24 protein-coding genes and 1 pseudogene are annotated in these 22808 nt (G+C 66.9%); 18 read left to right on the top strand and 7 right to left on the bottom strand.

The window, feature by feature from the left end; all coding sequences use genetic code 11:
- Window positions 1-86 precede the first annotated feature (86 nt).
- From B047_RS0115470 to B047_RS17035, 6 genes are all read left to right on the top strand, one after another.
- On the top strand, window positions 87-674 hold the full coding sequence (locus tag B047_RS0115470; RefSeq protein ID WP_018467883.1) for a TetR/AcrR family transcriptional regulator: 588 nt from the start codon (window positions 87-89) through the stop codon (window positions 672-674).
- Window positions 667-1560, top strand: coding sequence for an ABC transporter ATP-binding protein (locus tag B047_RS0115465; RefSeq protein WP_018467882.1), 894 nt, complete (start codon window positions 667-669; stop codon window positions 1558-1560). Before B047_RS0115470 ends, B047_RS0115465 begins: the two co-directional genes overlap by 8 nt.
- Entirely contained in the window at window positions 1557-2678 is a 1122-nt protein-coding gene (locus tag B047_RS0115460) for an ABC transporter permease (RefSeq protein ID WP_026234962.1), read from the top strand. The genes B047_RS0115465 and B047_RS0115460 overlap by 4 nt, the downstream gene beginning before the upstream one ends.
- Before the next feature lie 175 nt (window positions 2679-2853).
- Window positions 2854-3672 (top strand): TonB-dependent receptor, encoded by an 819-nt coding sequence (locus B047_RS17040; protein ID WP_018467880.1) that lies wholly within the window; start codon window positions 2854-2856, stop codon window positions 3670-3672.
- A gap of 68 nt (window positions 3673-3740) precedes the next feature.
- Complete coding sequence (locus tag B047_RS0115450; RefSeq protein ID WP_218109007.1) at window positions 3741-4430, top strand: outer membrane lipoprotein carrier protein LolA; 690 nt, start codon at window positions 3741-3743, stop codon at window positions 4428-4430.
- 35 nt (window positions 4431-4465) lie between these two features.
- The gene (locus B047_RS17035; protein ID WP_211209165.1) at window positions 4466-6379 is read left to right on the top strand and encodes an Eco57I restriction-modification methylase domain-containing protein; all 1914 of its coding nucleotides are present in this window, start codon (window positions 4466-4468) and stop codon (window positions 6377-6379) included.
- Here B047_RS17035 and B047_RS0115440 read toward each other — a convergent pair.
- The 3 genes from B047_RS0115440 to B047_RS0115430 form a co-directional block, all read right to left on the bottom strand.
- A complete protein-coding gene (locus B047_RS0115440) occupies window positions 6376-7884 on the bottom strand; it encodes a tripartite tricarboxylate transporter permease (protein WP_018467877.1) in 1509 nt (502 codons plus the stop codon). The genes B047_RS17035 and B047_RS0115440 overlap by 4 nt on opposite strands.
- 3 nt (window positions 7885-7887) lie before the next feature.
- Complete coding sequence (locus B047_RS0115435) at window positions 7888-8346, bottom strand: tripartite tricarboxylate transporter TctB family protein (RefSeq protein WP_018467876.1); 459 nt, start codon at window positions 8344-8346, stop codon at window positions 7888-7890.
- 67 nt (window positions 8347-8413) lie between these two features.
- The gene (locus B047_RS0115430; RefSeq protein ID WP_018467875.1) at window positions 8414-9385 is read right to left on the bottom strand and encodes a Bug family tripartite tricarboxylate transporter substrate binding protein; all 972 of its coding nucleotides are present in this window, start codon (window positions 9383-9385) and stop codon (window positions 8414-8416) included.
- A 113-nt stretch (window positions 9386-9498) separates the two neighbouring features.
- Here B047_RS0115430 and B047_RS0115425 point away from each other — a divergent pair, with 113 nt between their 5' ends.
- Window positions 9499-11127 (top strand): ATP-binding protein, encoded by a 1629-nt coding sequence (locus B047_RS0115425; protein WP_018467874.1) that lies wholly within the window; start codon window positions 9499-9501, stop codon window positions 11125-11127.
- Window positions 11124-11795 carry a response regulator gene (locus B047_RS0115420; RefSeq protein WP_018467873.1) on the top strand — a complete coding sequence of 224 codons (672 nt, stop codon included), beginning with the start codon at window positions 11124-11126 and terminating at the stop codon, window positions 11793-11795. Before B047_RS0115425 ends, B047_RS0115420 begins: the two co-directional genes overlap by 4 nt.
- A gap of 38 nt (window positions 11796-11833) precedes the next feature.
- Here B047_RS0115420 and dcd read toward each other — a convergent pair whose 3' ends face one another.
- Window positions 11834-12382, bottom strand: a complete 549-nt coding sequence (gene dcd, locus B047_RS0115415) for a dCTP deaminase (protein WP_018467872.1) — start codon at window positions 12380-12382, stop codon at window positions 11834-11836.
- Between the two features lie 48 nt (window positions 12383-12430).
- Between dcd and B047_RS17030 the strand changes: the two genes are divergently transcribed.
- Window positions 12431-13588, top strand: a complete 1158-nt coding sequence (locus tag B047_RS17030) for a putative Ig domain-containing protein (protein ID WP_018467871.1) — start codon at window positions 12431-12433, stop codon at window positions 13586-13588.
- Window positions 13589-13633: 45 nt separating this feature from the next.
- On the opposite strand, the gene B047_RS0115405 is transcribed toward B047_RS17030, so the two are convergent.
- Window positions 13634-14077, bottom strand: coding sequence for a hypothetical protein (locus B047_RS0115405; protein ID WP_018467870.1), 444 nt, complete (start codon window positions 14075-14077; stop codon window positions 13634-13636).
- A 151-nt stretch (window positions 14078-14228) separates the two neighbouring features.
- On the opposite strand from B047_RS0115405, the gene B047_RS0115400 reads away from it, so the two are divergent.
- The 7 genes and pseudogenes from B047_RS0115400 to hisG all read left to right on the top strand — a co-directional run bounded on the left by B047_RS0115400 (window position 14229) and on the right by hisG (window position 18773).
- Complete coding sequence (locus B047_RS0115400) at window positions 14229-14900, top strand: GntR family transcriptional regulator (RefSeq protein WP_018467869.1); 672 nt, start codon at window positions 14229-14231, stop codon at window positions 14898-14900.
- Window positions 14901-14991: 91 nt separating this feature from the next.
- Window positions 14992-15609 (top strand): peptidylprolyl isomerase, encoded by a 618-nt coding sequence (locus B047_RS0115395; RefSeq protein WP_018467868.1) that lies wholly within the window; start codon window positions 14992-14994, stop codon window positions 15607-15609.
- Window positions 15610-15618: 9 nt separating this feature from the next.
- Window positions 15619-16197, top strand: a complete 579-nt coding sequence (locus B047_RS0115390) for a peptidylprolyl isomerase (RefSeq protein ID WP_018467867.1) — start codon at window positions 15619-15621, stop codon at window positions 16195-16197.
- Window positions 16198-16227: 30 nt separating this feature from the next.
- On the top strand, window positions 16228-17322 hold the full coding sequence (locus B047_RS0115385) for an ATP phosphoribosyltransferase regulatory subunit (RefSeq protein WP_018467866.1): 1095 nt from the start codon (window positions 16228-16230) through the stop codon (window positions 17320-17322).
- 102 nt (window positions 17323-17424) lie between these two features.
- A pseudogene (locus tag B047_RS18495) lies at window positions 17425-17853 on the top strand (aminotransferase class I/II-fold pyridoxal phosphate-dependent enzyme); the annotation flags it as partial.
- Entirely contained in the window at window positions 17757-18053 is a 297-nt protein-coding gene (locus B047_RS18490; protein ID WP_018467864.1) for a PLP-dependent transferase, read from the top strand. The pseudogene B047_RS18495 and the gene B047_RS18490, both read left to right, overlap by 97 nt.
- 57 nt (window positions 18054-18110) lie before the next feature.
- Complete coding sequence (hisG, locus tag B047_RS0115370; protein WP_018467863.1) at window positions 18111-18773, top strand: ATP phosphoribosyltransferase; 663 nt, start codon at window positions 18111-18113, stop codon at window positions 18771-18773.
- Window positions 18774-18818: 45 nt separating this feature from the next.
- Here hisG and B047_RS0115365 read toward each other — a convergent pair whose 3' ends face one another.
- Together B047_RS0115365 and B047_RS0115360 are read right to left on the bottom strand one after the other, a co-directional pair.
- Window positions 18819-19337, bottom strand: coding sequence for a zinc ribbon domain-containing protein (locus B047_RS0115365; protein ID WP_026234960.1), 519 nt, complete (start codon window positions 19335-19337; stop codon window positions 18819-18821).
- Between the two features lie 339 nt (window positions 19338-19676).
- On the bottom strand, window positions 19677-20354 hold the full coding sequence (locus tag B047_RS0115360; RefSeq protein ID WP_018467861.1) for a GntR family transcriptional regulator: 678 nt from the start codon (window positions 20352-20354) through the stop codon (window positions 19677-19679).
- Window positions 20355-20434: 80 nt separating this feature from the next.
- Here B047_RS0115360 and B047_RS0115355 point away from each other — a divergent pair, with 80 nt between their 5' ends.
- On the top strand, window positions 20435-21358 hold the full coding sequence (locus tag B047_RS0115355) for a DUF1338 domain-containing protein (protein WP_018467860.1): 924 nt from the start codon (window positions 20435-20437) through the stop codon (window positions 21356-21358).
- Window positions 21359-21372: 14 nt separating this feature from the next.
- Window positions 21373-22680, top strand: a complete 1308-nt coding sequence (locus B047_RS0115350) for an acetyl ornithine aminotransferase family protein (RefSeq protein WP_018467859.1) — start codon at window positions 21373-21375, stop codon at window positions 22678-22680.
- The last annotated feature ends 128 nt before the right edge of the window (window positions 22681-22808 follow it).

Below are 22808 nucleotides of genomic sequence, written 5' to 3'. Positions count from 1 at the left end.
TCAAAGGGCTGCACGAAATCGAGGCCGAGCTCAGGGCCCTACGGCAAGGGGCTTGACAGTCCTTTTCAGGCTCATACTTTGTAAGTATGTACTTACTTACTAACCTGGACGAGCCCGATCCCACTCGAGCTGCCCTGCTGCGCTCGGGCCTCGAGCTGCTGGCGGAGAAGGGCTACAAAGGGGCCACCACCCGCGAGATCGCCCAGCGTGCTGGGGTTTCCGAGGTCACGCTCTTCCGTCACTACAAGAACAAACAGACCCTCCTCAGCGAAGCCATCAACCGCATTTCCCCGCCGGTGAACCAAGCGCTCTTCGTGCCCAAAGGGGACCTCGAGGCCGACCTGCTGGCCCTGCTCGAGGCCATTAGCAGCCTCATCGAGGCCAACAAGGGCTTCGTGGTGCGCTTGCTGCCCGAGCTCATGCGCCACCCCGAGCTTCACGCTGAGGGACCAGCCAGCGGGTTCGCCCACACCTTTGCCGCGGTGGGAGGCTTCTTTGGGCGCTGCCAGCAGATGGGGCTGCTGCGCTTGGATGAGTCACCCCAGCAGATGGTGATCGCCTTCGTGGGGCCGCTGGTGGCCCGCGTGCTGCTCTCGGGGGTTTGGGGGCTGGAGCTGCCCTTCGACCTCAAAGCCCACGTGCGGAGCTTTCTGGAAGGGAGGAAGAATGGTTAGCGTAGAGGGTGTTTCCAGACGCTTTGGCAGCCTGGTAGCCCTGGAGGGCGTGAGCCTGCAAGTACGTCCCGGCGAGGTCTTTGGCCTGCTGGGCCCCAACGGGGCAGGCAAGACCACGCTCATCCGCATCTTGAGCGGGGTGCTCGCGCCCAGCGAGGGCAGCGCGAGCGTGGCCGGGATCGACGTGGGTCGACGCCCCGACGAGGTCAAGGCGGCCATCGGCTATGCCACCCAGGAGGCTTCGGTGTACCGCGACCTCACGGTGCGGGAGAACCTCGAGTTCCGCGCCAAGCTCTACCTGGCGCCCAAGGCCGTACGACCCGCAGTAGAGCGCACCTTGCAGCGCTTCAGCCTGCAGGGCTTCGCCGATACGCTGGCCGGGGCGCTCTCGGGGGGTTGGCGGCAGCGGCTGGCCCTGGCCCAGGCGGTGGTTCACGGTCCCAAGGTACTGTTTCTCGACGAGCCCACCACCGGCTTGGACCCGGTCTCGCGTCGCAGCATCTGGGACTTGATCCACGAGGAGGCCAGGGAGGGGGCGAGCGTGCTGGTGACGACGCATTACATGGACGAGGCCGAGCGCTGCACCCGGCTGGCCCTGCTCTACGGCGGGCGCACCCTGGCGACGGGCACCCCCAGCGAACTCAAGGCCCTGGCCCAATCTCAGGCCCGCTTCGCCTTCGCCCACACCCAAGAGAGCCCCGAGGCCCTGCGCTCCCAGCCGGGGGTGCTCGACGCCTGGCCCAGCGGCGACGGAATGCGGCTGATCCTCGAGCCCGGCGCCCGCCCCCCCCTCGAGCTCTCCCCCACCACGCCCAGCCTCGAGGACGTCTTCGTGGTGCTCACGCGGCGGAGCCAGTCCCTTCCGCGGGCAGGAGGCGCCGTATGAGCCGGATGCTGGCCGTAGCCCACAAGGAGATCACCCAGATCCGCCGCGACCACGTGCTGCCCCGGCTGATCGTGGGCTTGCCGGTGATGATGATGCTGTTGTTCGGCTACGCCATCAACTTCACGCTCTCGGACATCCGCCTGGCCGTCTACGACGCCTCGAGCGACCGCATCAGCCAGGCGCTGGTGCAGGAGCTGGTCAAGGAGGGCAAGTTCCGGCTGACCTATAGCGCACCGACGCCGCAAGACGTGCCCAGGGCCATCGACGAGAACTTGGCGCGGGTGGGGCTGGTGATCCCCGAAGGGGCCCTGCAAACCGTGCGGCAGGATAAGAGCCTGGCGGTCGAGGTCTACGTCGATGGCTCCGACCCCAACTTCGCCTTTCAGGCCCAGGCCGCTTTGCGCAAGGCCCTGGGCGAGCTCAACAGCCGCCTGCTGGCAGGTAAGGCCCTGGCCGGGCAGGCCGTCACCCCGCCCCTCACCCCCTCGCTGCACACCCTCTACAACCCCGACAACAAAACGGCCTGGTTCATGATCCCCGGTATCATCGGCCTGATCCTCACGCAGTTCAGCGTGCTCCTCACGGCGCTTTCCATCGTACGCGAGGGCGAGAGCCGCATGATGGAGAGCCTCATCGCCACACCCATCAAGCCCTACGAGGTGGTGTTGGGCAAGGTGCTGCCCTACCTGGGGATCGCCTTCTTCGTAGCCATCTTGGTGCTGGCGCTGGGTCACTGGGTCTTCGGGGTGCCGCTGCGGGGCAACGTGGGCTGGCTGCTGCTGTTGATGCTGCTATTCCTCTTCGGCTCGCTGGGGGTGGGGGTGCTGATCTCGACGCTGGCCCGCACCCAGGTGCAGGCGGTGTTCGGCACCTTCGCCTACGCCTTCCCCACCATCTTCCTCTCGGGCTTCGTCTTCCCCATCGAGGGGATGCCTGCGCTGTTCCAGGCCATCTCCTACCTCATCCCCGCCCGCTACCTCATCGAGGGATTGCGCGGGGTGATGCTGCGGGGGGTGGACTGGGAGTTCTTGTGGCTGGACTTCCTCGCCCTGACCATCTTCAGCGGCCTGGTGCTGCGGCTGGCCTCGAGCCGCTTCCGCAAGCAGCTCGCGGTGTAGATTGGAGCCTGAAATGGTGTCGAAGGCCATGCGTCCTACGCCGTACACAAAGCGCCAGACACAAGACACAGGGCCTCGAGCGTCGAAGGCTGGGGTTGGGAGGGGGTCGGGGGGACGATCCCCTGTCGGGACGGGCAAGGCCCGTACACCGGGGGGCTGGTTTTTCGCGCTGGTCGTGGCGGTGGTTGCCCACGTGCTGGCTACCAGCCAGGCCCAGAGTCTGACGGTAGGCCTGTTCGCCTCGCCGGGGTACATCAGTCCGACGCTCGAGGGCAGCCTCGAGCTCGGGGGCTTCAGCCTGAGCGCGCGGCTCAAGCGCGACAGCCTGGGGCTGGGGGTGGAGGACGACCTCGAGTTTGGCCCCGCCGGGCGCTTCGTGTTCGGGGCGCGGGGCGACCTAGGCTTCGGCCTGCAGCCGCTGGGCTGGGGTGCGGAAGCCTATCTGCGCGGCAGCCTCGCCCAGGTCGGGCTGGAGGCTCGGGTGGGCTACGCCTCGGCCCCCCGTGCGGCACTGTGGGCGGGGGAACGCAACTTCGGCGGCTTCGCGGGCAACCTGGGCGCTAGCTACCGGCTCGACCCCAACCACACCCTGCGGGCCTCGCTGGCCTACGCCGGTGACGTGCCCGGGGCGATCTTCCAGGCTTCGACGCTGGGCCTGGAGGGAGCCTGGGCGCTGCGGGAGGGTGGGGCGACCTACCTGGCGGGGCTGGGCTACCGGGTAGGGGCCTACGCCCTGCTGGGTTGGCGCGGCGAGCTGGGCGAAGAGGGCACCCTGCTCGATGCTACGCTGCGGCTGGGCTGGGTCAGTCGCCTCGAGCTCGGCCTCTTCCAGGAGGAGCTGCGCCTTCGCCTGATGAGCACCATCCCGCTGGGCGGAGTGCCCTTCGAGGCCGCCGCCAGCCTGGAGGGCCAGAACCTGCGCGGAGAGGTGAGCTATGACAACGGCAACCAGCGCTGGACGGTCTGGCTGCGTTATACCTTTAGCTTCGACTGAGCTTTCTCGCAGCGGTCAAATCCGCCTCATCTCCCCTGCCCTACCCTGACTGAAATGTGGAGGAGCCCGTGAACACGCTTAATGCCCAACGCCAAACGCCCAAAGCCATACGCACCCTCCTCGGGGTGCTGTTCGTGGCCCTGAGCTGGGTGGGAGCCCAAAGCCCCGCCGAGATCACCAAGCAGGTCCAGGCCAACCTGGAGAAATCGCCCTGGGAGGCCACCGTCAGCGGCAAGGCCCAGATGCCCGACGGCTCGAGCCAGGACATCGAGTTCCGCCTGCAGGTGCTGCCCGGCAAGGAGCAGCTCGCCCGCGTGGAGTTCAAGAAGCCGGGCTCGCTGGAGGGTAACTTCGTGGTGATCTCCGACAAGGAGGTGTGGAACTACCTCTTCCTCACCAACCAGCTCATCATCCAACCGCGCGCCAAGGCCAACATCCAGGGCCTAGGCGTGAACCTGAGCAGCCTAGGCGACTTCGAGCAGATCGGCGAGCAGGTCAGCCTGAAGCTGCTGGGCGAGGAGAAAACCCCCGAGGGCGCCGCCTGGAAGCTCTCGGGGGTGCCCAAGGACAAGACGCAGAGCTACGCCAGCATGGAGATCGTGGTGCTCAAAGCCGACCCCCGCCCCCTCTCGCTCGTCCTCAAGGACTCCGGCGGCAAAACCCTGGCCGAACTCAGCTTCAAGGACTTCAAGCGGGTGAGCCTCAGCGCCAAGCAGCTCAAGAAATACCCCGCCGACGCAGAAGTGGTGCGCAAGTAAACCGCCAATCGTCGGACAGGTGCTCGAGGGGGGCCATGCGGCGGATTCTTTCCTGTACTGAAAACAGCCCCGTGCACCGGGTGGACGATCCCCTTCGGGACAGCCTGGCGGCTGTGCACCAAGCGGACGATCCCCTGCGGGACAGCCTGGCGGCTGTACACCGGGGGGACGATCCCCTGCGGGACGGGGCAGGCCCCGTACGCCAGGAGGTGCAGCACGCCCTCGAGGAGTTGTCGCGCGCAGGGGCCCAGGAGCGGGGGGCGGTGTTCACCAAGCCCGCCGTGGTGCGGCAGATGCTCGACTGGCTGGGCTATACCCCCGAGCGCGATCTGAGCCGCTTTCGCCTGCTCGAGCCCTGCTTCGGTGGGGGGGACTTCTTGCTGGAGGCGCTCGATCGCCTTCTGGCTTCCCACTTCGCCCGCGGCGGAAGCCCCAGAAATGCCGACGAGCTCGAGCCTTGCCTGCGCGGGGTAGAGCTGCACCGCGAGAGCTACGAGAAAGTTATCCACAGAGTTATTAACAGCTTGATGAAATTGGGGATAACTCGAAAGCTGGCGGCTCACCTGGCTCACACCTGGCTGATCCAAGGCGATTTCCTGCTGGCCGATTTCGGCGAAAACGGCTCCTCCCGGTGTACGGAGCCTGCTCCGTCGTCGTCCTCGGCGCACGGCGGGGCGGGTTTTACCCACGTGGTGGGCAACCCGCCCTACCTGCGCCCGGAGCGCATTCCCGCCGCGTTGCTGGCCGAATACCGCCGCCGCTACCCCACCTTCAGCCACCGGGCCGACCTCTACGTGCCCTTCTTCGAGCGGGGGCTGCGCCTGCTCGAGCCCCAGGGCAGGCTGGCCTACCTCTGCAGCGACCGCTGGATGAAAAACCGCTACGGCCAGGCCCTACGGCGCTTCGTCGCCGAGGGATATCGCCTCGAGCGCTACGCCGACCTCAAGGGCCACCAGCCCTTCCAGGACGCGGTGGTCGCCTATCCGGCCATCACCCTCATCGTCAGGGCGGAGCGGGAGGGGGGGGTTGCGGACGATCCCCTTCGGGACAGCCTGGCGGCCGTGCACCGGGCGGACGATCCCCTTCGGGACAGCCTGGCGGCTGTGCACCAAGCGGACGATCCCCTGCGGGGCGGAGCAGGCTGCGTGCACCAGATTGAGGTCATCGGGCGGGAGGGGCAACGGGTGTGGGTGGGGACGGAGGCCACCCCGCCCAATGGTCCCTGGCTGCTCGAGTTGGGCGAGGAATGGGGGCGCCTGCGCGAGTGGGAGCGGCGCTTTCCCCCGCTCGAGCAGGCCGGCTGTCGGGTGGGCATCGGGGTGGCCAGCGGGGCCGACGAGGTCTTCGTGCAGCCCGCCGATCTGGGCATCGAGGAGGAGCGCAAGCTGCCCTTGCTGCTCTCCTGCGACGTGCGCTCGGGGAAGATCGAATGGTCGGGGCGAGTGCTGGTCAACCCCTGGGATGACGAGGGTCGCCTGGTCGCGCTGGAGCGCTACCCTCGGCTGAAGGCCTACCTCGAGGCCCACCGCACCGCCCTCGCGCGCCGCTACGTGGCCCGCCGGCACCCCGAGCAGTGGTTTCGCACCATCGACCGCGTGGACCCCACCCTGCGCCACACTCCCAAGCTGCTCATCCCCGACCTGGCCGGACACCCCATCGTGGTGCTGGACGCGGGGCAGTACTACCCCCACCACAACCTCTACTGGGTGAGCTCGAAAGAGTGGCCGCTCGTGGCCCTGCAAGCCGTCTTGCGCTCGCCCGTAGCCTCGCTGTTTGTGCGGGCCTACTCGGTGGAGATGCGGGGAGGTTACCACCGCTACCAGGCCCAGACCCTGCGCCGCATCCGGCTGCCCCGCTGGGGCGATCTCCCCCAGGGCCTGAAGCGAGCCCTGGCGAGTGGGGCCGAGCAGGTCCAGCGACGGGCCGTCAACGAACTGTATGGCCTCTAAAGCTCCTCATCCCCCAGCGCCCCCCGCTGCCGGAAACGGCTGAGGAGGGCGGGAGCGAAGAGCGAGAAGCCAGCTAGCACCCATAGCGCGATGGCGATGGGACTGCTGAAGAGGAATCCCACATCCCCGTTGCTGATGGCCATCGCCCGGCGCAGGTTGACCTCCATCAAATAGCCCAGCACCAGGCCCAAGAGCACCGGAGCCAGGGGAAAATCCAAGCGGCGCATCAGGTATCCGATCAGGCCGAAGACGGTCATCAAGAGCAGGTCGAAGGGGTTGTTGTTGACCGCGTAGACCCCGATGAAGCTCACCGCCAGCACCGCGGGGACCAAAAACCACGAGGGCACCGCCAGCAGGCGCACGAAGAGGCCCACCAAGGGCAGGTTCAGCAGCAGTAGCACGGCGTTGCCCACGTACATCGAGGCGATGAGGCCCCAGACCACGTTGGGGTGCTGCTGGAACATCTGTGGCCCTGGGGTCACGCCCAAGCTCACCAAAGCCCCCAGCATGATGGCGGTGGTGCCGCTGCCCGGCAGGCCCAGGGTGAGCAGGGGGATCATGGCCCCGCCTGCGGCGGCGTTGTTGGCCGACTCGGGAGCCGCCACCCCGCGGATATCGCCCTGGCCAAAGCGGGCCCGGCTGCCCAGCAGGCGCTTCTCGACGGTGTAGGCCACGAAGCTGGCGATGCTGGCCCCGGCTCCTGGCAATACCCCGATCACGAAGCCAAGAACGCTGCTGCGCAAGATGGTGAGCAGCGAGAAGCTGAACTCCTTGAGCGAAAGGTAGACCCGCCCCACCGTGGCCTGAACCGCAGGCGGAGCCTTGTCCTGGAGGATCATCAGCACCTCACTCACCGCGAAGAGGCCGATGGCCACGACCAAAAAGTCCATGCCGTCCTCGAGTTGCAGCAATCCGAAGGTAAAGCGCGACATCCCGCTTTGTGGGTCCTGGCCCACCGTCGAGAGCAGGAGGCCGAAGAGCGTGGCGAGGAGGGCCTTGGCCATGTTCTTCCCGGCCAGGGCCGAGAGGGTGGAGAAGCCGAAGACCATCAGGGCGAAGTACTCCGCCGGACCAAAGCGGATGGCCCACTGCGCCAGCAGCGGCCCCAAGAGCATCAGCGCCAGCACCGAGAGCGTCCCGGCGATAAAGGAGCCCCAGGCCGAGATGGCCAGCGCGGCCCCGGCCCGGCCCTGACGGGCCATCTGGTTGCCGTCGAGGGTGGTCACCACCGAAGAGGTCTCGCCGGGAATGTTGAGCAGGATGCTGGTGGTGCTGCCGCCGTACATCGCACCGTAGTAGATACCCGCCAGCAGGATGATCGCCGACTCCGGTGTGAGCTTGAGGGCAAAGGTCAGCGGCACCAGCAGGGCCACCCCGCTGATGGGCCCGATGCCCGGCAGCACGCCGATGAGTGTGCCGACCAGGCAACCCAGGAAGACCAGCAGCAGGTTGACGGGTTGCAGCGCAACCCCAAAACCGTTGGCAAGGGCTTGTAGGATATCCATACGCTACCGCCCCAGACCCCAGATTTTTCCCGCCGGGAGCGGCACGTTGAGGCCGGCGGTGAAGAGGAAGTAGACCACCAAGCTAAAGGCCAGCCCCGCGGCCAAGCCCTGCCACCAACGTGCGCCGAAGAGCACGGCGAGCAGGGCCATCTCGAGCGTGGTTACCACAATAAAGCCCAGCGGCACCAGCAAGTAGGCATAAGCCACCAGGCTGCCCAGCACCAGCCCCAGTGGCAACCAGAAGCTGGCGGGGGGCCACTGGGGGTCGGGGTCGGGGCGCAGGATCAGCCACAGGCTGGCCGCGGCGCTGCAGGCAGCGATGAGGTAGGGGAAGGGCTTGGGACCGACGGGGTCGGAAAGCATGCCCACCTCGAGGCGGCTGGCCATCCAGCCGTAGCCGAGGGCGAGCAGCAGCAGCAAGAGCCCTACGATGCGGTCGGTGCGGTGGGTGGGGTTGGACATGGCTCCTCCAAAAGCAGCGGGCACCCCTAGCGGGTGCCCCTGGCGAGCTTGGCGCCCGCCGCCCGCCTCACTTGATAATCCCCAGCTCCTTCGAGAGGTTGCGGAACTGGTTGACCTGGCGGTCGATGAAAACCTGGAACTCCGCCCCCAGCGAGACGAACTCGCCCAAAGAGTTCTGCTCGCGGAACTTAGCCCATTCGGGCGAGCGGGCCACTTTGCGCAGGGCGTTCAACCAGAAGCTGTAGGCTTCCTCGGGCATGTTCTTGGGCACGTAGAAGCCCCGCCACACCACCCAGTCCACGTTGTAGCCCAGTTCCTTGGCGGTGGGCACGTTCGCGTAGGGCGCGGCCAGGCGCTTGGGCGCCAGCACCGCCAGCACGCGCACGGTGCCGCCCTCGACCTGCCCGCGCAGCTCCGAAGCGTCCCCGGCAAAGACCTGGATGAATCCGCCCAGCAGCGAGGTAAGGGCCTGTCCGCCCCCATCGAAGGGCACGTATTTGACCGCACGGGGTTGAATCCCGATGGCGCGGGCCAGCAACAGCACCTTCATGTGATCCTGCCCACCCACCGCGCTGCCCCCGCCCACGGCGATCTTGCTGGGGTCGGCCTTCCAGGCGGCCACCAGCTCGGCCATGGTCTTGTAGGGGGAGTCGGCCTTGACCGCCACCAGGCCATAGTCGGCGGCGATGGCCCCCAGCCAACGCACGTCGCGCTCGGTGAACTGGCTGAACTGGCCCTGGGCCAACCTCACGGTGGTGGCCGGGGAGGCCGCAACCAGCAGGTTGGCGTCGTCGCTGCGCTGGGTGACCACGTTGGCGTAGGCCACCCCGCCCCCTGCCCCGGTCATGTTGGTCACCTTGAAGGGCTGAGGCACGAGCTTGAGGTCGAACATCAGCTGGGTCACGCTGCGGCAGGTGAGGTCCCAACCACCTCCTGCTCCCGCCGGAGCGATGCACTCGGGGGCCTTGGGGGTAAAAGCCGCCAGGCCCAAGCTGCCAAAAACCGATGTCAAAGCCAGCATCAACCAACGCTTTCTCATGTCGCCTCCGTGGTTTGTTGGTGTTTCGATTGTACTGAGGTCGGAAGGGGGGTCAAGTTTTTGTAAATTGTGTTCACCGATTCTCCTGAGCGCCGGGTGAACGCGGAGCCCTTATGAGCCTCGCTCGAGCCAAGCAGCACACGACCAGCTTCGTGCCCCAGCCCAGCTCCCGCCGCCTGGGCATCCAGATGCGTTTTTTTCTGCTTCAAGTAGCGGTGTTCACTGTGCTGATGGCCATCCTGGCCGCAGTTCAGATCCTCGCCCTGCAACGCTCGGTACGGGAGAGCTACGGCGAGCGGGCCCTGCTGATCTCCCGCACCGTCGCCACCATCCCCGAGGTGGTGGCCGCCTTCGACGACCCCGACCCCTCGAGCACGCTCAACCCCCTGGTCAACCGGATTCGCGAGAAGGTGGGGGCCGATTACATCGTGGTGGGCGACAAGCGGGGCATCCGCCTAGCCCATCCCCTGCCCGACCGGCTGGGCAAGCCCATGGTGGGCGGGGACAACGACGCGCCGCTGGCCGGGCGCGAGATCATCAGTGTGGCCACGGACTCGCTGGGGGCGGCCATCCGGGGCAAAGTGCCCGTGCGCGACGCGGCGGACCGGGTAATCGGCGTGGTCTCGACCGGCTACCTCTTGCCCACCGTACACAGCATCGCGCTTCAGGTCAGCGCCACCCTGCTGCCCTGGTTCGGCCTGGGGCTACTCTTCGCCCTCCTGAGCAGCATGTGGCTGAGCCGCCGGATCAAGCGGGCGATGCTCGAGCTCGAGCCCGAGCAGATCGCGGCGCTGGTCCAGCAACACCGCAGCGTGCTCAACGCCCTGCAAGAGGGGGTACTGGTGGTGGACGCCGGGGGGCAGATCCAGCTTGCCAACCCCAGGGCTGCCCAGATGCTGGGCATCCCCACCGCGGGCGAGGCCCCCCCACGGCTGGAAGCGGTGTGGCCCGACCTGGCCCAGAGTGGGCTCTTACAGGGAGGCAACACCGAAAACGAGTCGCTGCACATCGGCAGCCTACCGGTGCTGGCGGGGGTTTTCGCCATGCCCAGCGGGCAGCGCCTGGTGGTCTTCCGCGACCGCGCCGAGATCTTGCAGATGGCCGAGGAGCTCACCCAAACCCGGCGCTACGCCGAGCTGCTGCGGGCCCAGACTCACGAGTTCCACAACCGCCTGCACACCATCGCCGGGCTGATCCAGCTCCAGCGCCCCGGCGAGGCGCTGGCGGTCATCCAGCAAGAAGCGAGCCAGATCGAGGCCTTGCGCGACCTGGTGGCCGACATCGAGCTGCCTCGGCTGGCCGCTTTGGTGCTGGGCAAGTACCAGCGGGCGCGCGAGTTGGGCATTCGCTTCCGCCTGGAGCCCGGCTCAGCGCTGAGCGCAGCCTGGGCCCCACACTCCCAAGCGCTCGAGCTCGCACTGGGCAACCTCCTGGAAAACGCCTTTGAAGCGGTGATGGAAAAAGCGCGTGGCCAGGAGCGCAACGTCACGCTGGCGCTGGGCGAAGACCCCGAGGGCATGCAGCTCGAGGTCAGCGACGATGGCCCCGGCGTGCCCGCCGAGCTGGGGCGGCGCATCCTCGAGCGGGGGGTCTCCACCCGCGGGGAGGGGAGGGGCCTGGGGCTGAGCCTGGTACACCAGCAGATCGCGCAGCTCGGCGGCGAGCTCAGCTTCTTCCGGCGCGGCGGGTACAGCGTGTTCCGGGTCAGCTTGCCCAGCAGCGCCCTGCAGGAGGGGGCATGAGCGCACCCACCCGCGTGATGCTGGTCGAGGACGACGCCGGGGTGCTGGCGGTGAATCAGGCCATGATCGCCTCCCTGCCCCACTTCACCGTCGTCGCCACCGCCCAAGGCGTGGGCGAGGGGCTCGAGCTGGCCGTGCTAGTGGAGCCCGAGCTGCTGTTGGTCGATGTGTACCTGCCCGACGGCACCGGCCTGGAGCTCATCCACGCCCTGCGCAGGCGCAACCTGAGCTTCGAGGCCATCATGATCACCGCCGCCAACGACTTAGACACCGTGCAGCAGGCCCTTTACCAGGGCGTAATGGACTACCTCATCAAGCCCTTCCAGCAACCCCGGCTGCACGAAGCGCTGGAGCGCTACCGCCAGCGCCAGAGCATCAAGGCCCAACCCCTCACCCAGGCCCACCTGGACCGCTTGCTGGGGGTACGTGGCCAGCAGCGCCCGCCTAAGGGGATCGACCCCACCACCCTCGAGCAGATCCAGCGCCTGCTGCAAAGCGCGCCCCGTCCCCTCAGCGCCGACGAGGTGGGCGAGGGGGTGGGGGTGAGCCGGGTCACCGCCTGGCGCTACCTGGAGTATCTGCAACAGAGCGGCTTCGTGCAGCTCGAGCTGAGCTATGGCGCGGTGGGCCGCCCGGTCAAGCGCTACCGGCTACAGCGGGGGCGATAGCTGGCCAACACGGGCCGTTGCCTCCCGCTATCAGTCCATCAGATGCGCGGCAGGGTGATGCCCCGTTGGCCCTGGTACTTGCCCTTGCGGTCGGCATAGGTCACTTCCGGGCGCTCGCCCTCGAAGAACACCAGCTGCACCACGCCCTCGCCCGCGTACATCTTGGCGGGCAGGGGGGTGGTGTTGGAAAACTCCAGCGTCACGTGGCCCTCCCAGCCGGGCTCGAGGGGCGTGATGTTGGCCACGATGCCCACGCGGGCGTAGGTACTCTTGCCGATGGCGATGGCCATGACGTTATCGGGCATACGGATGTATTCCATGCTGCGGGCGAGCACGAAGGAGTTGGGGGGGATGATGACCTCGTCGCCTTCGTAATCCACGAAGCTCTTGGGGTCGAGGCCCTTGGGGTCGGCGACGGTGTGGAAGACGTTGGCGAAGATCTTCCACTCCCGCGCCGCCCGCAGGTCGTAACCAAAGCTGGTCAGGCCGTAGCTGATCACCCCATCGCGCACCAGGCGCTCCTCGAAGGGCTCGATCATGCCCTGTTTGGCCTTTTCCCGAATCCAGCGGTCCGGCTTAATGCCCATAGCGCTAACTATACCTTCACTCTCATCGCCAAGCGGTAAACTTTACCCATGCCGGCCCCAAAACTCGCCCAATTGCTTCTCATTTCGCTGGCTTCGACCCTGGTGGCCTGCGGTGGGGAGCAGAGCAGCCCCAGCAGTTCGCAGGGGGCTTTGCGCATCGTCACGCCGAATTTGCCCCCGGCCTACCTAGGCGACAGCTATTCAGCTCAGCTCCGCAGCGAAGGCGGGGTGCGTCCCCATACCTTCAAGCTCGAGGGCACCCTACCCAAAGGCGTCACTTTCACCAACGGCACCTTCAGCGGCACGCCCCAGGAGAAGGGCAACTTCGAGCTCACGGCCTTCATCGAGGATGCCTCGCTGTCGCGCAACTTCCAGAAGCTCACCCTCAGCGTCCTCGACCCCCTACCCCCCAAGGTGGCCCTGTCCCTGCCCCAGTCCGAGACCAGCGACCCCTTCTTGATGGCCGTGCGGCTGGAGGGGCGAGAATCGCGGGCCTTCCACGCCCAGTTCGTGCTCAAGGACCTCAAAGCGGCCATGGAGACCTTCAAGGCCGCCGAGGGCCTGCTCTACGTGCTACGCTACGACGCCGAAAGGAGCGTCCTGGACCTCGATGCCGCTTGGGTCACCCCCCGCAAGGACCTCGAGGTCTTCCGCCTCAGTCTGACCCCGCTCAAGGCCCTGCGGCCACTACAGCAGATGGCGGGGGGTTACAAGGCGGCTTTCTACGACAAGAACGGTAATCTCTTCACCCAGGCCGATGCCTTCACCCGCGAGCCCAGCCAGGGCCAGTATGGCTTCGAGACCCTACTGCTGATCGCACAGAACTGGGGCAAGAAGCTCCAGAGCGCCCAGCAGCCTCCACCCGCGCAGGAGCAGCCCGCACAACCCGCCCAGCCAGAGGGGCAAGGCGGCGAACAAAGCCGAAATCCCGGGCCCAAAGCCCAAGAACCCCCAGCCCCCGAGGGGCAGAACACAAGCCCGGCCAAGCCCACCCCCCCTCCCCAGACCCTGCCGGGCGACCTCAACCAGGACAAGGTGGTCGATGCCAAGGACCTCGAGATCCTGCGGGCTTCGTATGCCTGGAAGAGCGTGGGCAACCCCACCAAGCCCGATAAAAAGGAGAGCTCCCCAGCGCAACCCAAACCGGGGGAAGCTACCCCACAGGACACGGGCAATCCCGAGGAAGGCGGGAGCTCGAAGCCCTGATGGTAGTGAGCAATGGCGGTGGGATGTTTTTCTCGCCGCCTGTAGCTATCCCAGCGGCAACAGCGGACGCCACCAGGGAATTCCCAGCAGCACCAGCCCCAGGCTCAGCCCGTAGAAGATCAGGCTCTGGCGGTGCTTGAGCCTATCGTCCTCGAGCTTCTTAACGCGGCTGCTGCCGATGTGGGCCAGGATCACCGCCAGCAGCATCAACACCCAGTGCTCGGCCAGGAAAAAGCGGCTCGAGCTCTGCTGCATGGCCGCCGAGGCGTTGGCGAAGAGAGCGCGCATGAAGGGACTGACGCCGAAGAGGATCAGGCCCAGCAGTAGCTGCAGGTCCATCAGGCCGGTGTAGATCACCCCCAGACGGCGGTCGGTCGCGCCATAGCTGCCCTGGCGCAGCCCCAAAACCCCACGGACGAGGAGTACCAGCGCGACCCCCAGCACCAGCCAGCGGGTCAGGTTGTGCAAGGCGAGGGCGAATTCGTACATGCACGCACCTTAACGAAAGAGGCTCGAGCAGCGCAAGGGACAAAGCGCCATGGGGTCATACGCTATACGTGCTTTTCGGCCTTTCGAGCCATGGGTTATCGACGTGCAACCTTTACTTGGTATACCGACTTGGAATACCATAGCCACACGCATGGTCGCACCTCAAACCGACGAAGCCTACCGCCGGCTGCGGCGTTCGATCCTGTCGCTGGAGCTACCCCCGGGCGAAGCCCTGGTCGAGCGCAAGCTCGAAGAACTGCTCTCGGTCTCGCGCACGCCCATTCGGGCGGCCATCCAGCAACTCGCCCGCGAGGGGCTGGTACGCCGCACCGGGCGGGTGTATACCGTCGCCCCCATCGACCTCGACGAACTGCGTGAGGCCTTCGAGTTTCGCAGCCTGCTGGAGACCACCGCCGTGCGCATGGCAGCCCGGCGCAAACCCAAAGCGCGGGAGATCCGGGAGCTGCTGGCAACGCTCGAGACCGAGCTCGACCCCGAGGTCGAACTCGAGAAGGCCACCGACTTTCACCTGGCCCTGGCCCGACTCTCGGGCAACCGCTTCCTGGTCTCGTCGCTGGCCCAGGTGCTCTCGCGCATCTACCGCGCCCGCTTCCTCGAGATCACCCGCCCCCAGGGTGTCGATCACGCCCGCGAGGACCACGCCCGCCTGATCGAGCTGGTGCAGCAGGGCAGGGGCGAGGAGGCCGCCGCGCTCATCGAGCGGCACCTCGAGCGCTCGCACAAGGCGCTGTTGGAAAGCCTGGAGGATACCGAGTGGGGCAGCGTTCTGCTGGGAGGGGGCAAAGTTCGGGCGTTGCGCTAGCACCACAGATTACGCTGTCCAGTCATCGATCCCCGACGCACTGCCCAGAGCCTACGACGTACACCCTTCGCTGGTATAAACTGACACGGCTATGCGCTGGCTCGTGTGCCTCGTGGGTGTCCTGGTCCTGAGCGGCTGCGGCAATCGCTCTCTGCAGCCCCTCGAGTACCGCTCCGACAAGCCCCTGCGCGAGTTCACGCGGGCCGAGCAGATCATCGACCCCCAAAAGCTCGACTACTTCGCCCAAATCGAGATCGAGAAGAAGGGCAAGGTGCTGATCGACCTCTACGAAAGCGAAGCCCCCGTCACCGTCAACTCCTTCGTGTTTCTGGCCCTCAACCGCTTCTACGATGGCATTGTGTGGCACCGGGTCATCCCCGACTACATCGCCCAAACCGGCGACCCCACCGGCACGGGCGCGGGCGGGCCGGGCTACCGCTTCGGCCTCGAAACGAGCCCCAAACTCAGGTACGATCGGGCGGGGGTAGTGGGCATGGCCCGCACCTTTGACCCAAACTCCAACGGCTCGCAGTTCTTCATCACCTACCAACCCACCCCCCTCCTCAATGGGCAGTACACCATCTTTGGCCAGGTGACCGAGGGCATGGACGTGCTGGCCGAACTGGCCCCCACCGAAGGCCCCAAGGCCGTAAGCCCCGATAAGCGCGACCGGATCAAGAGCGTGCAGATTCTGGTCAGGAAGAAGTAGGAGGCCCCCATGCAAGCACTGGATTACCTATCGGAAAGGCCCAAGCAGCACTTCAGCCAGCCCCAGCAGGTCATCGAGCCCGATCAATACGACTACTTCGCCGAGTTTGAAACCACCAAGGGCCGCTTCAGGGTCGCGCTCTTCGCCAAAGAAGCTCCCGTCACCGTCAACTCCTTCGTGTTTCTAGCCCTCAACCGCTTCTACGAGGGCATTGTGTGGCACCGGGTGATTCCGGGCTTCGTGGCCCAGAGCGGCGACCCCACCGGCACCGGAACGGGCGGGCCGGGCTACCGCTTCGGCCTCGAGGTCGTCCCCTACCTCAACTACGACCAGAAGGGTCGCCTGGGCATGGCCCGCACCTTCGACCCAAACTCCAACGGCTCGCAGTTCTTCATCACCTTCGCCCCCATCCCCCACCTCAGCCAGCAGTACAGCATCTTCGGCCAGGTGGTCGAGGGCATGGAGGTGGTCGAGGCCATCACCCCCACCGAAGGGGTGGCCCATCCGGCGCGGGGAGAGGCGCGAGATAAGATTGTGGCGGTGAAGATCCTGGCAAAGCGCAAGGGGCCCACGGCGGATGACCGATAGCCTTTTGCTTTTTGCCATCCACCATCCGCGATGATTCCCGAAGGCACCCGCTACTACCTGCCCCCCGAAGCCCGGCTGCGGCGCGAGCTGGCCGGGCGGCTGACCGAGCTGTTCCACGCCTGGGGGTACGAGCTCGTCGAGCTGCCGGCGCTCGAGCTCTACGACCCCCATCACGTGCTGGCCGAGCGCTCTTTCAAGCTGGTGGACAAGACCGGCGATGTGCTGGCCCTGCGCTCGGACTTCACCTCGGCGCTGGCGAACATGACCTTAGCCTTCCCGCCCGAGCGCTACCCCGCGCGCTACCAGTACGCCGGGCAGGTTTGGTTGCGCGAGGCCGACGCCGAGCTGGGTCGCGTGCGCGAGTACACCCAGTTCGGCGTCGAGCTCGTCGGGGTCTCGAGCCCCCAGGCCGACGCGGAAATCCTCGAGCTGGCCTGGGAGGCCCTGCGGGCGCTGGGCTTCGAGGAAGCCCGTATCGAGGTGGGGCTGCCCTCGCTGGTGCGCGACCTGCTCGAGAGCACCGGTCTGAGCCAGGCCCAGGTCGAGAGCCTGCGCCAGGCCATCCACCACAAGAACATCCCCGAGCTCGCCGGGCTGCTCGCAGCCTACCGCGTGGGCGGCCCGGCCCCGGCCATTCTGGCCCTGCCCGACCTCTACGGCGGGCGCGAGGTGCTGCAAGAAGCCCGCAAGCTCAGCCTCACCGACAAGGCCCACGCCGACCTCGACTGGCTCGAGGCCGTGCTGGCCCTCCTCCCCGACGTGCCACTCCTCCTCGACTTAGGCCGCGCCCGCCGCCTCGACTACTACACCGGCATCAACTTCCAGGCCTACACCCAGGACTTCGGCCTGCCCCTGCTGGGCGGGGGCCGCTACGACGGCACGCTGCTGCCCCAGGCCTGCGGCTTCACGGTGGGATTGGAGCGGGTGATGGAAGCCCTGCGCCTCCCCAGCGAGGCCGAAGTCCCCGACGTGCTGGCCTTAGACCGCCAGATGGCCCACCACCTGCGGGCCGAGGGAAAGCGGGTAGAGCAGGCCTGGACCGACGACCTCACCGCCCTACGCCACTACGCCCGGGAGCGGGGAATCCCCTTCATCGCGCTGGAAGGGCGGCTCGAGGAGCCCTGAGCCCGACCCCCGCAGACCTTTTGGGAACACCCTTCCCTCACGCGACCCGATCCCCTAACGGGCGCCCACGCCACGCCCGTCTACAGCACCTCGACCTTCGCCTACGGCTCCTTCGGGCGCGGGGCTAGGCTCTTCGAGGGGGAGGAGGCCGGCTTCATCTACAGCCGCATCGGCAACCCCACCGTGTGGGCCTTCGAGGAGAAGCTGGCGAGCCTCGAGGGCGCCGAGGACGCGGTGGCCTTCAGCAGCGGCATGGCGGCGGTGAGCGCTCTGGCCTTCACCCTGCTGCGCCCGGGCGACGAGGTGGTGTACCTGGCCCCGCTCTACGGCGGCACCGAGGGCTTCTTCCTCGAGACCCTGCACAAGTTCGGGGTCATCGTCACCGACGCGGGGAGCGTGGAGAAGCTGGAGGCCACGCGGTGGCGCGGCGGCAGATGCAGGGCTTCGGGGGGCTGGTCTCGCTCGAGCTGCCCTCCCGCGAGGCGGCGGGCGTGTTCCTCGACAGCCTCGAGCTGTTCACCCAGGCCGTAAGCCTGGGCGACGTGGAATCGCTGGCCACCCATCCGGCCTCCACCACCCACCAGCTTTTGGAGCCCGCCCTGCGCGAGCGCCACGGGGTCAGCGAGGGCTTGGTGCGGCTCTCCGTCGGCATCGAAGACCCCGACGACCTCATCGCCGACTTAGAGCAGGCCCTCGAGCGGGCCAGGAGCGTTGCCCCGGTCGATGGCTGATAGCCGATAGCTACATTGGGTCGTACGCCGCCTGCGTCATCTGATAGGCTTGGAAGGATGATACGCGGGAAGTACGCGCTGACGCTGGCGCTGCCCAAGGGGCGCAACCTCAAGGACGGCTACGCCGCCTTGCAGCGGGCCGCGCTCGAGGCCTGGCGCGCCGAGGGGCTGGAGCTCCCCCCCTTCGGCGCAGAACGAGCACTCATCCACGGTGAGGAGGGCAAGATCGCCATCCTCGAGCTGCGCAACGCCGACGTACCGCTCTACGTAGACCTGGGCATCGCCGATGCCGGGGTGGTGGGCAAGGACGTGCTGCTGGAGAGCGGGCGCGACGTGTACGAGCCCGTAGACCTACACACGGGGCATTGCCGGCTCTCGCTGATCCGTCACCCCGACAACACCGGCCCCATCCGCCGGGTGGCCACCAAGTACCCCAACTTCACCGCCCGCATCTTCCGCGAGCGGGGCCTGGTGGCCGACATCATCGAGTTGGCCGGAAACGTCGAGCTGGCCGCCCTCACCGGCCTGGCCGACGCCATCGTGGACCTGGTCTCCACCGGAGCCACCATCCGGGCCAACGGCCTGGTCGAAGTCGAGGTGCTGGCCCACTCCACCACCCGCTTCATCGTCAACCGGCAGGCCCTGAAGCTCAAGAGCGATCTCCTGCGGCCCCTCATCGAAGGCCTGCGGCAGCAGAGCCGGGCGTTGGCGCAGGAGTAGGGCGTGACGTCCTCCCCCGAATGAATTCGGGGGCATCCCCGGCGATCAAGCCGCCCGGGACTTAGGTTCGTGGACCGTATGCCATCCCGGCTGGAATGACAAGACCACGGGCCGCGCCACACGGCCACTACTCCCCTTGACGGGAGATACCTGGAATGCGCGCTCGTAGATGTTCAGCGCGCCGTTCACGTCCGCCTGGACTGCCCACCCGCACTCGCAGCGGTAGGAGCCGCGATGAACCCGGTTTGCCTCCCGCACTCTCCCGCAGACATGGCAGGTGCGAGAGGTGTTCTGCTCATCCACCTCGTCCCGCACGGTGATCCCCACAAGGGCGGCCTTGTACCGGATCATGTGGATGACCTTCCGGTACGGCCAAGCGTGCAGGCGCTGGTTGAGCCGATCCCCGTAGTCGATGGCCTCCCGGATGCCGGTGAGGTCGCCGATGGCGATCTCCTTGACCCTGCGCTTTACGCACTCGCGGACGAAGTGCGAGGTGACCATGTGCAGCAGGTGTTCGACTTGCTGGCGCTTTTTGCGGGCGCTCTCCTGTGATGATGGAGTAATAGCCCTTGGACCTCGGCAGCGCTGCCAGGATGCGGTTGAGGTTGGAGCGGCGCACATCGACCCGACCGGTCTCCTCCCGCTGGCGGCGGAGATGCCACATCAACCCGTTGTAGACCTTGGTGGCGCAGAACATCGCGTCCCGTAGGATACGTTCCGTTTCGGGGTCAGCATGGATTTGCGCCTTGATGGTCAGTGTAGGCATCCGCTTAGGATGATACCGCAGGTGCGAGGGGGTCCGTGTATCCCCTCAATGAATGGAGGGGGATTACAGCCCCCTCGCGCTCTCCCGAATTTCTAAAACCGACGCGTTCAGCTATCGGCGCCCCACGCCTCGCCCGCCTACTTCAACACCCTACCCTCGAGCTCCCCGATCAGCAGGTTTGCCGAGCGCTCGAGGTGCTGTTCCAAGAGCTTCACCGCGCGCTCCACGTCGCCCTCGTAGCAGGCTTGCCACAAAGCGCGGTGGTCGCCCTCGAAGACCGTGCGGTGCTTGAGGGTGAGGCCGTGCATGTGCCAGTAGCGGTCGACGATGTTGAGCAGGTTGTCGATCATGCGGGCTAAGCGGGGGCGGTCTTCGAGGGCGTAGAGCACCTCGTGGAACTCGACCTCGAGCCGGCCCCACTCCCCGCCGTCCTGGGCAGCTTCGGTGGCCTCGAGCAGCTGCCGCGCCCGCTGCAACTGGGCGGGCCCCAGCCTAGGCACGGCGCGGCGCAGGGCACCGACCTCGAGCATCATGCGGATCTCGTAGATCTCGCGGATCTGCTCGGTGTCGAGGTCGGCCACGAAGGCCCCGCGGTTGGGGTAGTAGTGCACCAGCCCCTCGACCTCGAGCTGACGCAGCGCCTCCCGCACCGGGATGCGGCTGACCCCCATCTGTTGGGCGATCTCCTCACCCCGCAGGGGCTGACCCGCCCGCAGGATGCCCTTGGCGATGGCCTCGCGCAGCACCGCCGCCACCGTCTCGGGGGTGGTCTGGCTGCGCTGGCCCAGGGTCTTGGCGAGCTGTCCGAGGTCCATACGCTGGCTCAATCCTATCGCCATTTTCGGCTTTCCGAACTTGACACCGCGCGCCCCCAATATTGTATACAATTATACACATGAGCCAATTGTCCCAGAGTGCCAAGCTCGAGACCCTCCAAGCCGTGCTCGACGGCCTGATGCGCCGCTACCAGGAGCGCGTGCCCGACGTGCCCGCCATCCTGCAAGCCATGATCCAAGAGGGCCTCATCTCCCGCCCCGAGGACGTGGAGAACGACCACATCGCCTTCCGCACCATGGGCGTGCCCCAGCTCGGCATCGCCTCGCTCGAGAAGATCTTCCTGCACTACGGTTACACCCGCCGCGACCGCTACAACTTCGAGGCCAAGAAGCTCAACGCCCACTGGTACAGCCCGCCCAGCCCCGCCTTCCCCCGCATCTTCATCAGCGAGCTGCGCGTCGCTGACCTCTCCCCCACCGCCCAGGCCATCATCACCTCCTACACCGACGAGGTGACCGCCGACCCCGTGGACGCGCTCGACCTCGATGACTGGCGCCAGGTGGACGAGTTCTTGCACAAAGCGCTGTGGCGGCTGCCCACCTGGGCCGACTACCAGCGGCTTCAGGAGGAGAGCGAGTACGCAGCGTGGGTCATCTACAACCGCTACTACCTCAACCACTACACCATCAGCGTGCACAACCTGCCCGAGGGTTACGACACCATCCCCGCCTTCAACGCCTTCCTCGAGCGCCACGGCTTCAAGCTCAACACCGCAGGCGGCAAGGCCAAGGTCAGCCCCGATGGCCTGCTGGTCCAGAGCTCGACCGTGGCCGAGATGATCGAGGCCGAATTTGCAGGAGGGGAAAAGCACAAGATCTCGGGCTCCTACGTGGAGTTCGCCGAGCGCAAGCCCCTGCCCCAGTTCGCCCATCTGCCCAAGTCCGAGCTGCGCCGCGAACACCGCCGCGAGGGCTTCGAGGCGGGCAATGCCGACAAGATCTTCGAGAGCACCTACTCCCACCAGACCGCGCTACGGCGCTAAATCAGGAGTTTGCCATGAAACCCTCCGTCAAGCTTCCCCTCCCCGGCCCCAAGGCCCGCGCCCTCTTCGAGCGCGACAGGGCCGTGCTCTCCAGCTCCAACGCCCGCGGCTACCCCGTGATGGCCGAGCGCGGCGAAGGGGTGTGGGTATGGGACGTCGATGGCAACTGCTTCCTCGACCTGATGGCCGGGATCGCCGTCAACACCACCGGCTACGCCCACCCCAAGGTAGTGCAGGCCGTGGCCGAGCAGGCCGCCCGCTTGCAGCACCTGTGCTTCGCCGTGATCCCCTCCGAGCCCCAGATCGCCCTGGCCGAGCGACTGAACGCCACGCTGGGCGGGGGCTACCGGGTCTTCTTCGGCAACTCTGGCACCGAGGGCATCGAGGCCGCGATGAAGCTGGCCCGCTACCACACCCGCCGGCCCTTCTTCCTGGCCTTCAGCGGTAGCTTCCACGGGCGCAGCATGGGCGCGCTCTCGCTCACGGCCTCCAGCAGCAAGTACCGCAAGGGCTTCGGCAACCTGGTGCCCGGCGTGAGCCACCTGCCCTACCCCAACCCCTACCGCCACCCCGACGGCCTGAAGCTGCTGCGCGAGAGCCTCGACGCCCTCTTCCAGCACACCGTCCCCGCCGAGGAGGTGGCCGCCCTCTTCGTCGAGCCCATCCAGGGCGAGGGTGGCTACGTCGTCCCGCCGCAGGGCTTCCTCAGAATGCTGCGCGAGGTCTGCGATGAGCACGGCATCCTCCTGGTGCTCGACGAGGTGCAGACCGGCGCGGGCCGCACCGGTCGCTTCCTGGCCGCCGAGCACGAGGGCGTGAAGCCCGACATCGTGGTCATGGCCAAGGGGCTGGCCTCGGGCTACCCGCTCTCGGCGGTGATCTTCCGCGAGGAGCTCTCGAGCTGGCCCAGCGGCGCACACGGCACCACCTTCGGCGGCAACCCGGTGAGCGTGGCCGCCGCCCACGCCACCCTAGACCTGCTCGAGGCGGGCCTGATGGACAACGCCGCCGTAGTGGGCGAGTACCTCATGAGCAAGCTCCGCGCGCTGCAAAGCCGCTTCCCCCGCCTGGGCGACGTGCGCGGAATGGGCCTGATGATCGGCCTCGAGTTCGTCGCCGACCCAAGGGCCAAAACCCCCGACCCTGCCCTGCGCGACAAGGTGGTCCAGCGCTGCTACGAAAAGGGCCTGCTGGTCCTGGGCGCCGGCCCCAGCGCTATGCGCCTGGCCCCACCGCTGATCCTGAGTCAAGAAGAAGCCGACACCGCCGTCGAGCTCTTCACCCAGGCGCTGGAGGACGTACTCGAGCCGACGAAGGCTTGAGGGATGGTCGGTAGCTGAACGCCGGGCGCGGATATGCCAAACGCAAGATGCGAAACGCCCTCTGTTTACCCCCCTGGCTAAGGGGGGCTAGGGGCTTTTCGCCGAGGGCGCACCATCCTTTGTAATTC

Origin of the sequence: Calidithermus timidus DSM 17022 (assembly GCF_000373205.1) — a bacterium.
In the GTDB taxonomy this organism is placed as follows: domain Bacteria; phylum Deinococcota; class Deinococci; order Deinococcales; family Thermaceae; genus Calidithermus; species Calidithermus timidus.
The sequence above is the reverse complement of the archived record's forward strand: the minus strand, read 5'-3'. Positions and strand labels throughout refer to the sequence as shown.

Excerpts from the sequence above, each read along its gene's own strand:
- B047_RS0115430 (WP_018467875.1), bottom strand. The coding sequence starts at position 9,385 with ATGAGAAAGCGTTGGTTGATGCTGGCTTTGACATCGGTTTTTGGCAGC.
- B047_RS0115385 (WP_018467866.1), top strand. The coding sequence starts at position 16,228 with ATGATTCCCGAAGGCACCCGCTACTACCTGCCCCCCGAAGCCCGGCTG.
- B047_RS0115355 (WP_018467860.1), top strand. The coding sequence starts at position 20,435 with ATGAGCCAATTGTCCCAGAGTGCCAAGCTCGAGACCCTCCAAGCCGTG.
- B047_RS0115405 (WP_018467870.1), bottom strand. The coding sequence starts at position 14,077 with ATGTACGAATTCGCCCTCGCCTTGCACAACCTGACCCGCTGGCTGGTG.
- B047_RS0115395 (WP_018467868.1), top strand. The coding sequence starts at position 14,992 with ATGCGCTGGCTCGTGTGCCTCGTGGGTGTCCTGGTCCTGAGCGGCTGC.
- B047_RS0115465 (WP_018467882.1), top strand. The coding sequence starts at position 667 with ATGGTTAGCGTAGAGGGTGTTTCCAGACGCTTTGGCAGCCTGGTAGCC.
- B047_RS0115390 (WP_018467867.1), top strand. The coding sequence starts at position 15,619 with ATGCAAGCACTGGATTACCTATCGGAAAGGCCCAAGCAGCACTTCAGC.
- B047_RS0115400 (WP_018467869.1), top strand. The coding sequence starts at position 14,229 with ATGGTCGCACCTCAAACCGACGAAGCCTACCGCCGGCTGCGGCGTTCG.
- B047_RS0115435 (WP_018467876.1), bottom strand. The coding sequence starts at position 8,346 with ATGTCCAACCCCACCCACCGCACCGACCGCATCGTAGGGCTCTTGCTG.
- B047_RS17030 (WP_018467871.1), top strand. The coding sequence starts at position 12,431 with ATGCCGGCCCCAAAACTCGCCCAATTGCTTCTCATTTCGCTGGCTTCG.
- hisG (WP_018467863.1), top strand. The coding sequence starts at position 18,111 with ATGATACGCGGGAAGTACGCGCTGACGCTGGCGCTGCCCAAGGGGCGC.
- B047_RS0115350 (WP_018467859.1), top strand. The coding sequence starts at position 21,373 with ATGAAACCCTCCGTCAAGCTTCCCCTCCCCGGCCCCAAGGCCCGCGCC.
- dcd (WP_018467872.1), bottom strand. The coding sequence starts at position 12,382 with ATGGGCATTAAGCCGGACCGCTGGATTCGGGAAAAGGCCAAACAGGGC.
- B047_RS17035 (WP_211209165.1), top strand. The coding sequence starts at position 4,466 with ATGCGGCGGATTCTTTCCTGTACTGAAAACAGCCCCGTGCACCGGGTG.
- B047_RS0115360 (WP_018467861.1), bottom strand. The coding sequence starts at position 20,354 with ATGGACCTCGGACAGCTCGCCAAGACCCTGGGCCAGCGCAGCCAGACC.
- B047_RS0115425 (WP_018467874.1), top strand. The coding sequence starts at position 9,499 with ATGAGCCTCGCTCGAGCCAAGCAGCACACGACCAGCTTCGTGCCCCAG.
- B047_RS0115460 (WP_026234962.1), top strand. The coding sequence starts at position 1,557 with ATGAGCCGGATGCTGGCCGTAGCCCACAAGGAGATCACCCAGATCCGC.
- B047_RS0115470 (WP_018467883.1), top strand. The coding sequence starts at position 87 with ATGTACTTACTTACTAACCTGGACGAGCCCGATCCCACTCGAGCTGCC.
- B047_RS0115440 (WP_018467877.1), bottom strand. The coding sequence starts at position 7,884 with ATGGATATCCTACAAGCCCTTGCCAACGGTTTTGGGGTTGCGCTGCAA.
- B047_RS18490 (WP_018467864.1), top strand. The coding sequence starts at position 17,757 with ATGCAGGGCTTCGGGGGGCTGGTCTCGCTCGAGCTGCCCTCCCGCGAG.
- B047_RS0115420 (WP_018467873.1), top strand. The coding sequence starts at position 11,124 with ATGAGCGCACCCACCCGCGTGATGCTGGTCGAGGACGACGCCGGGGTG.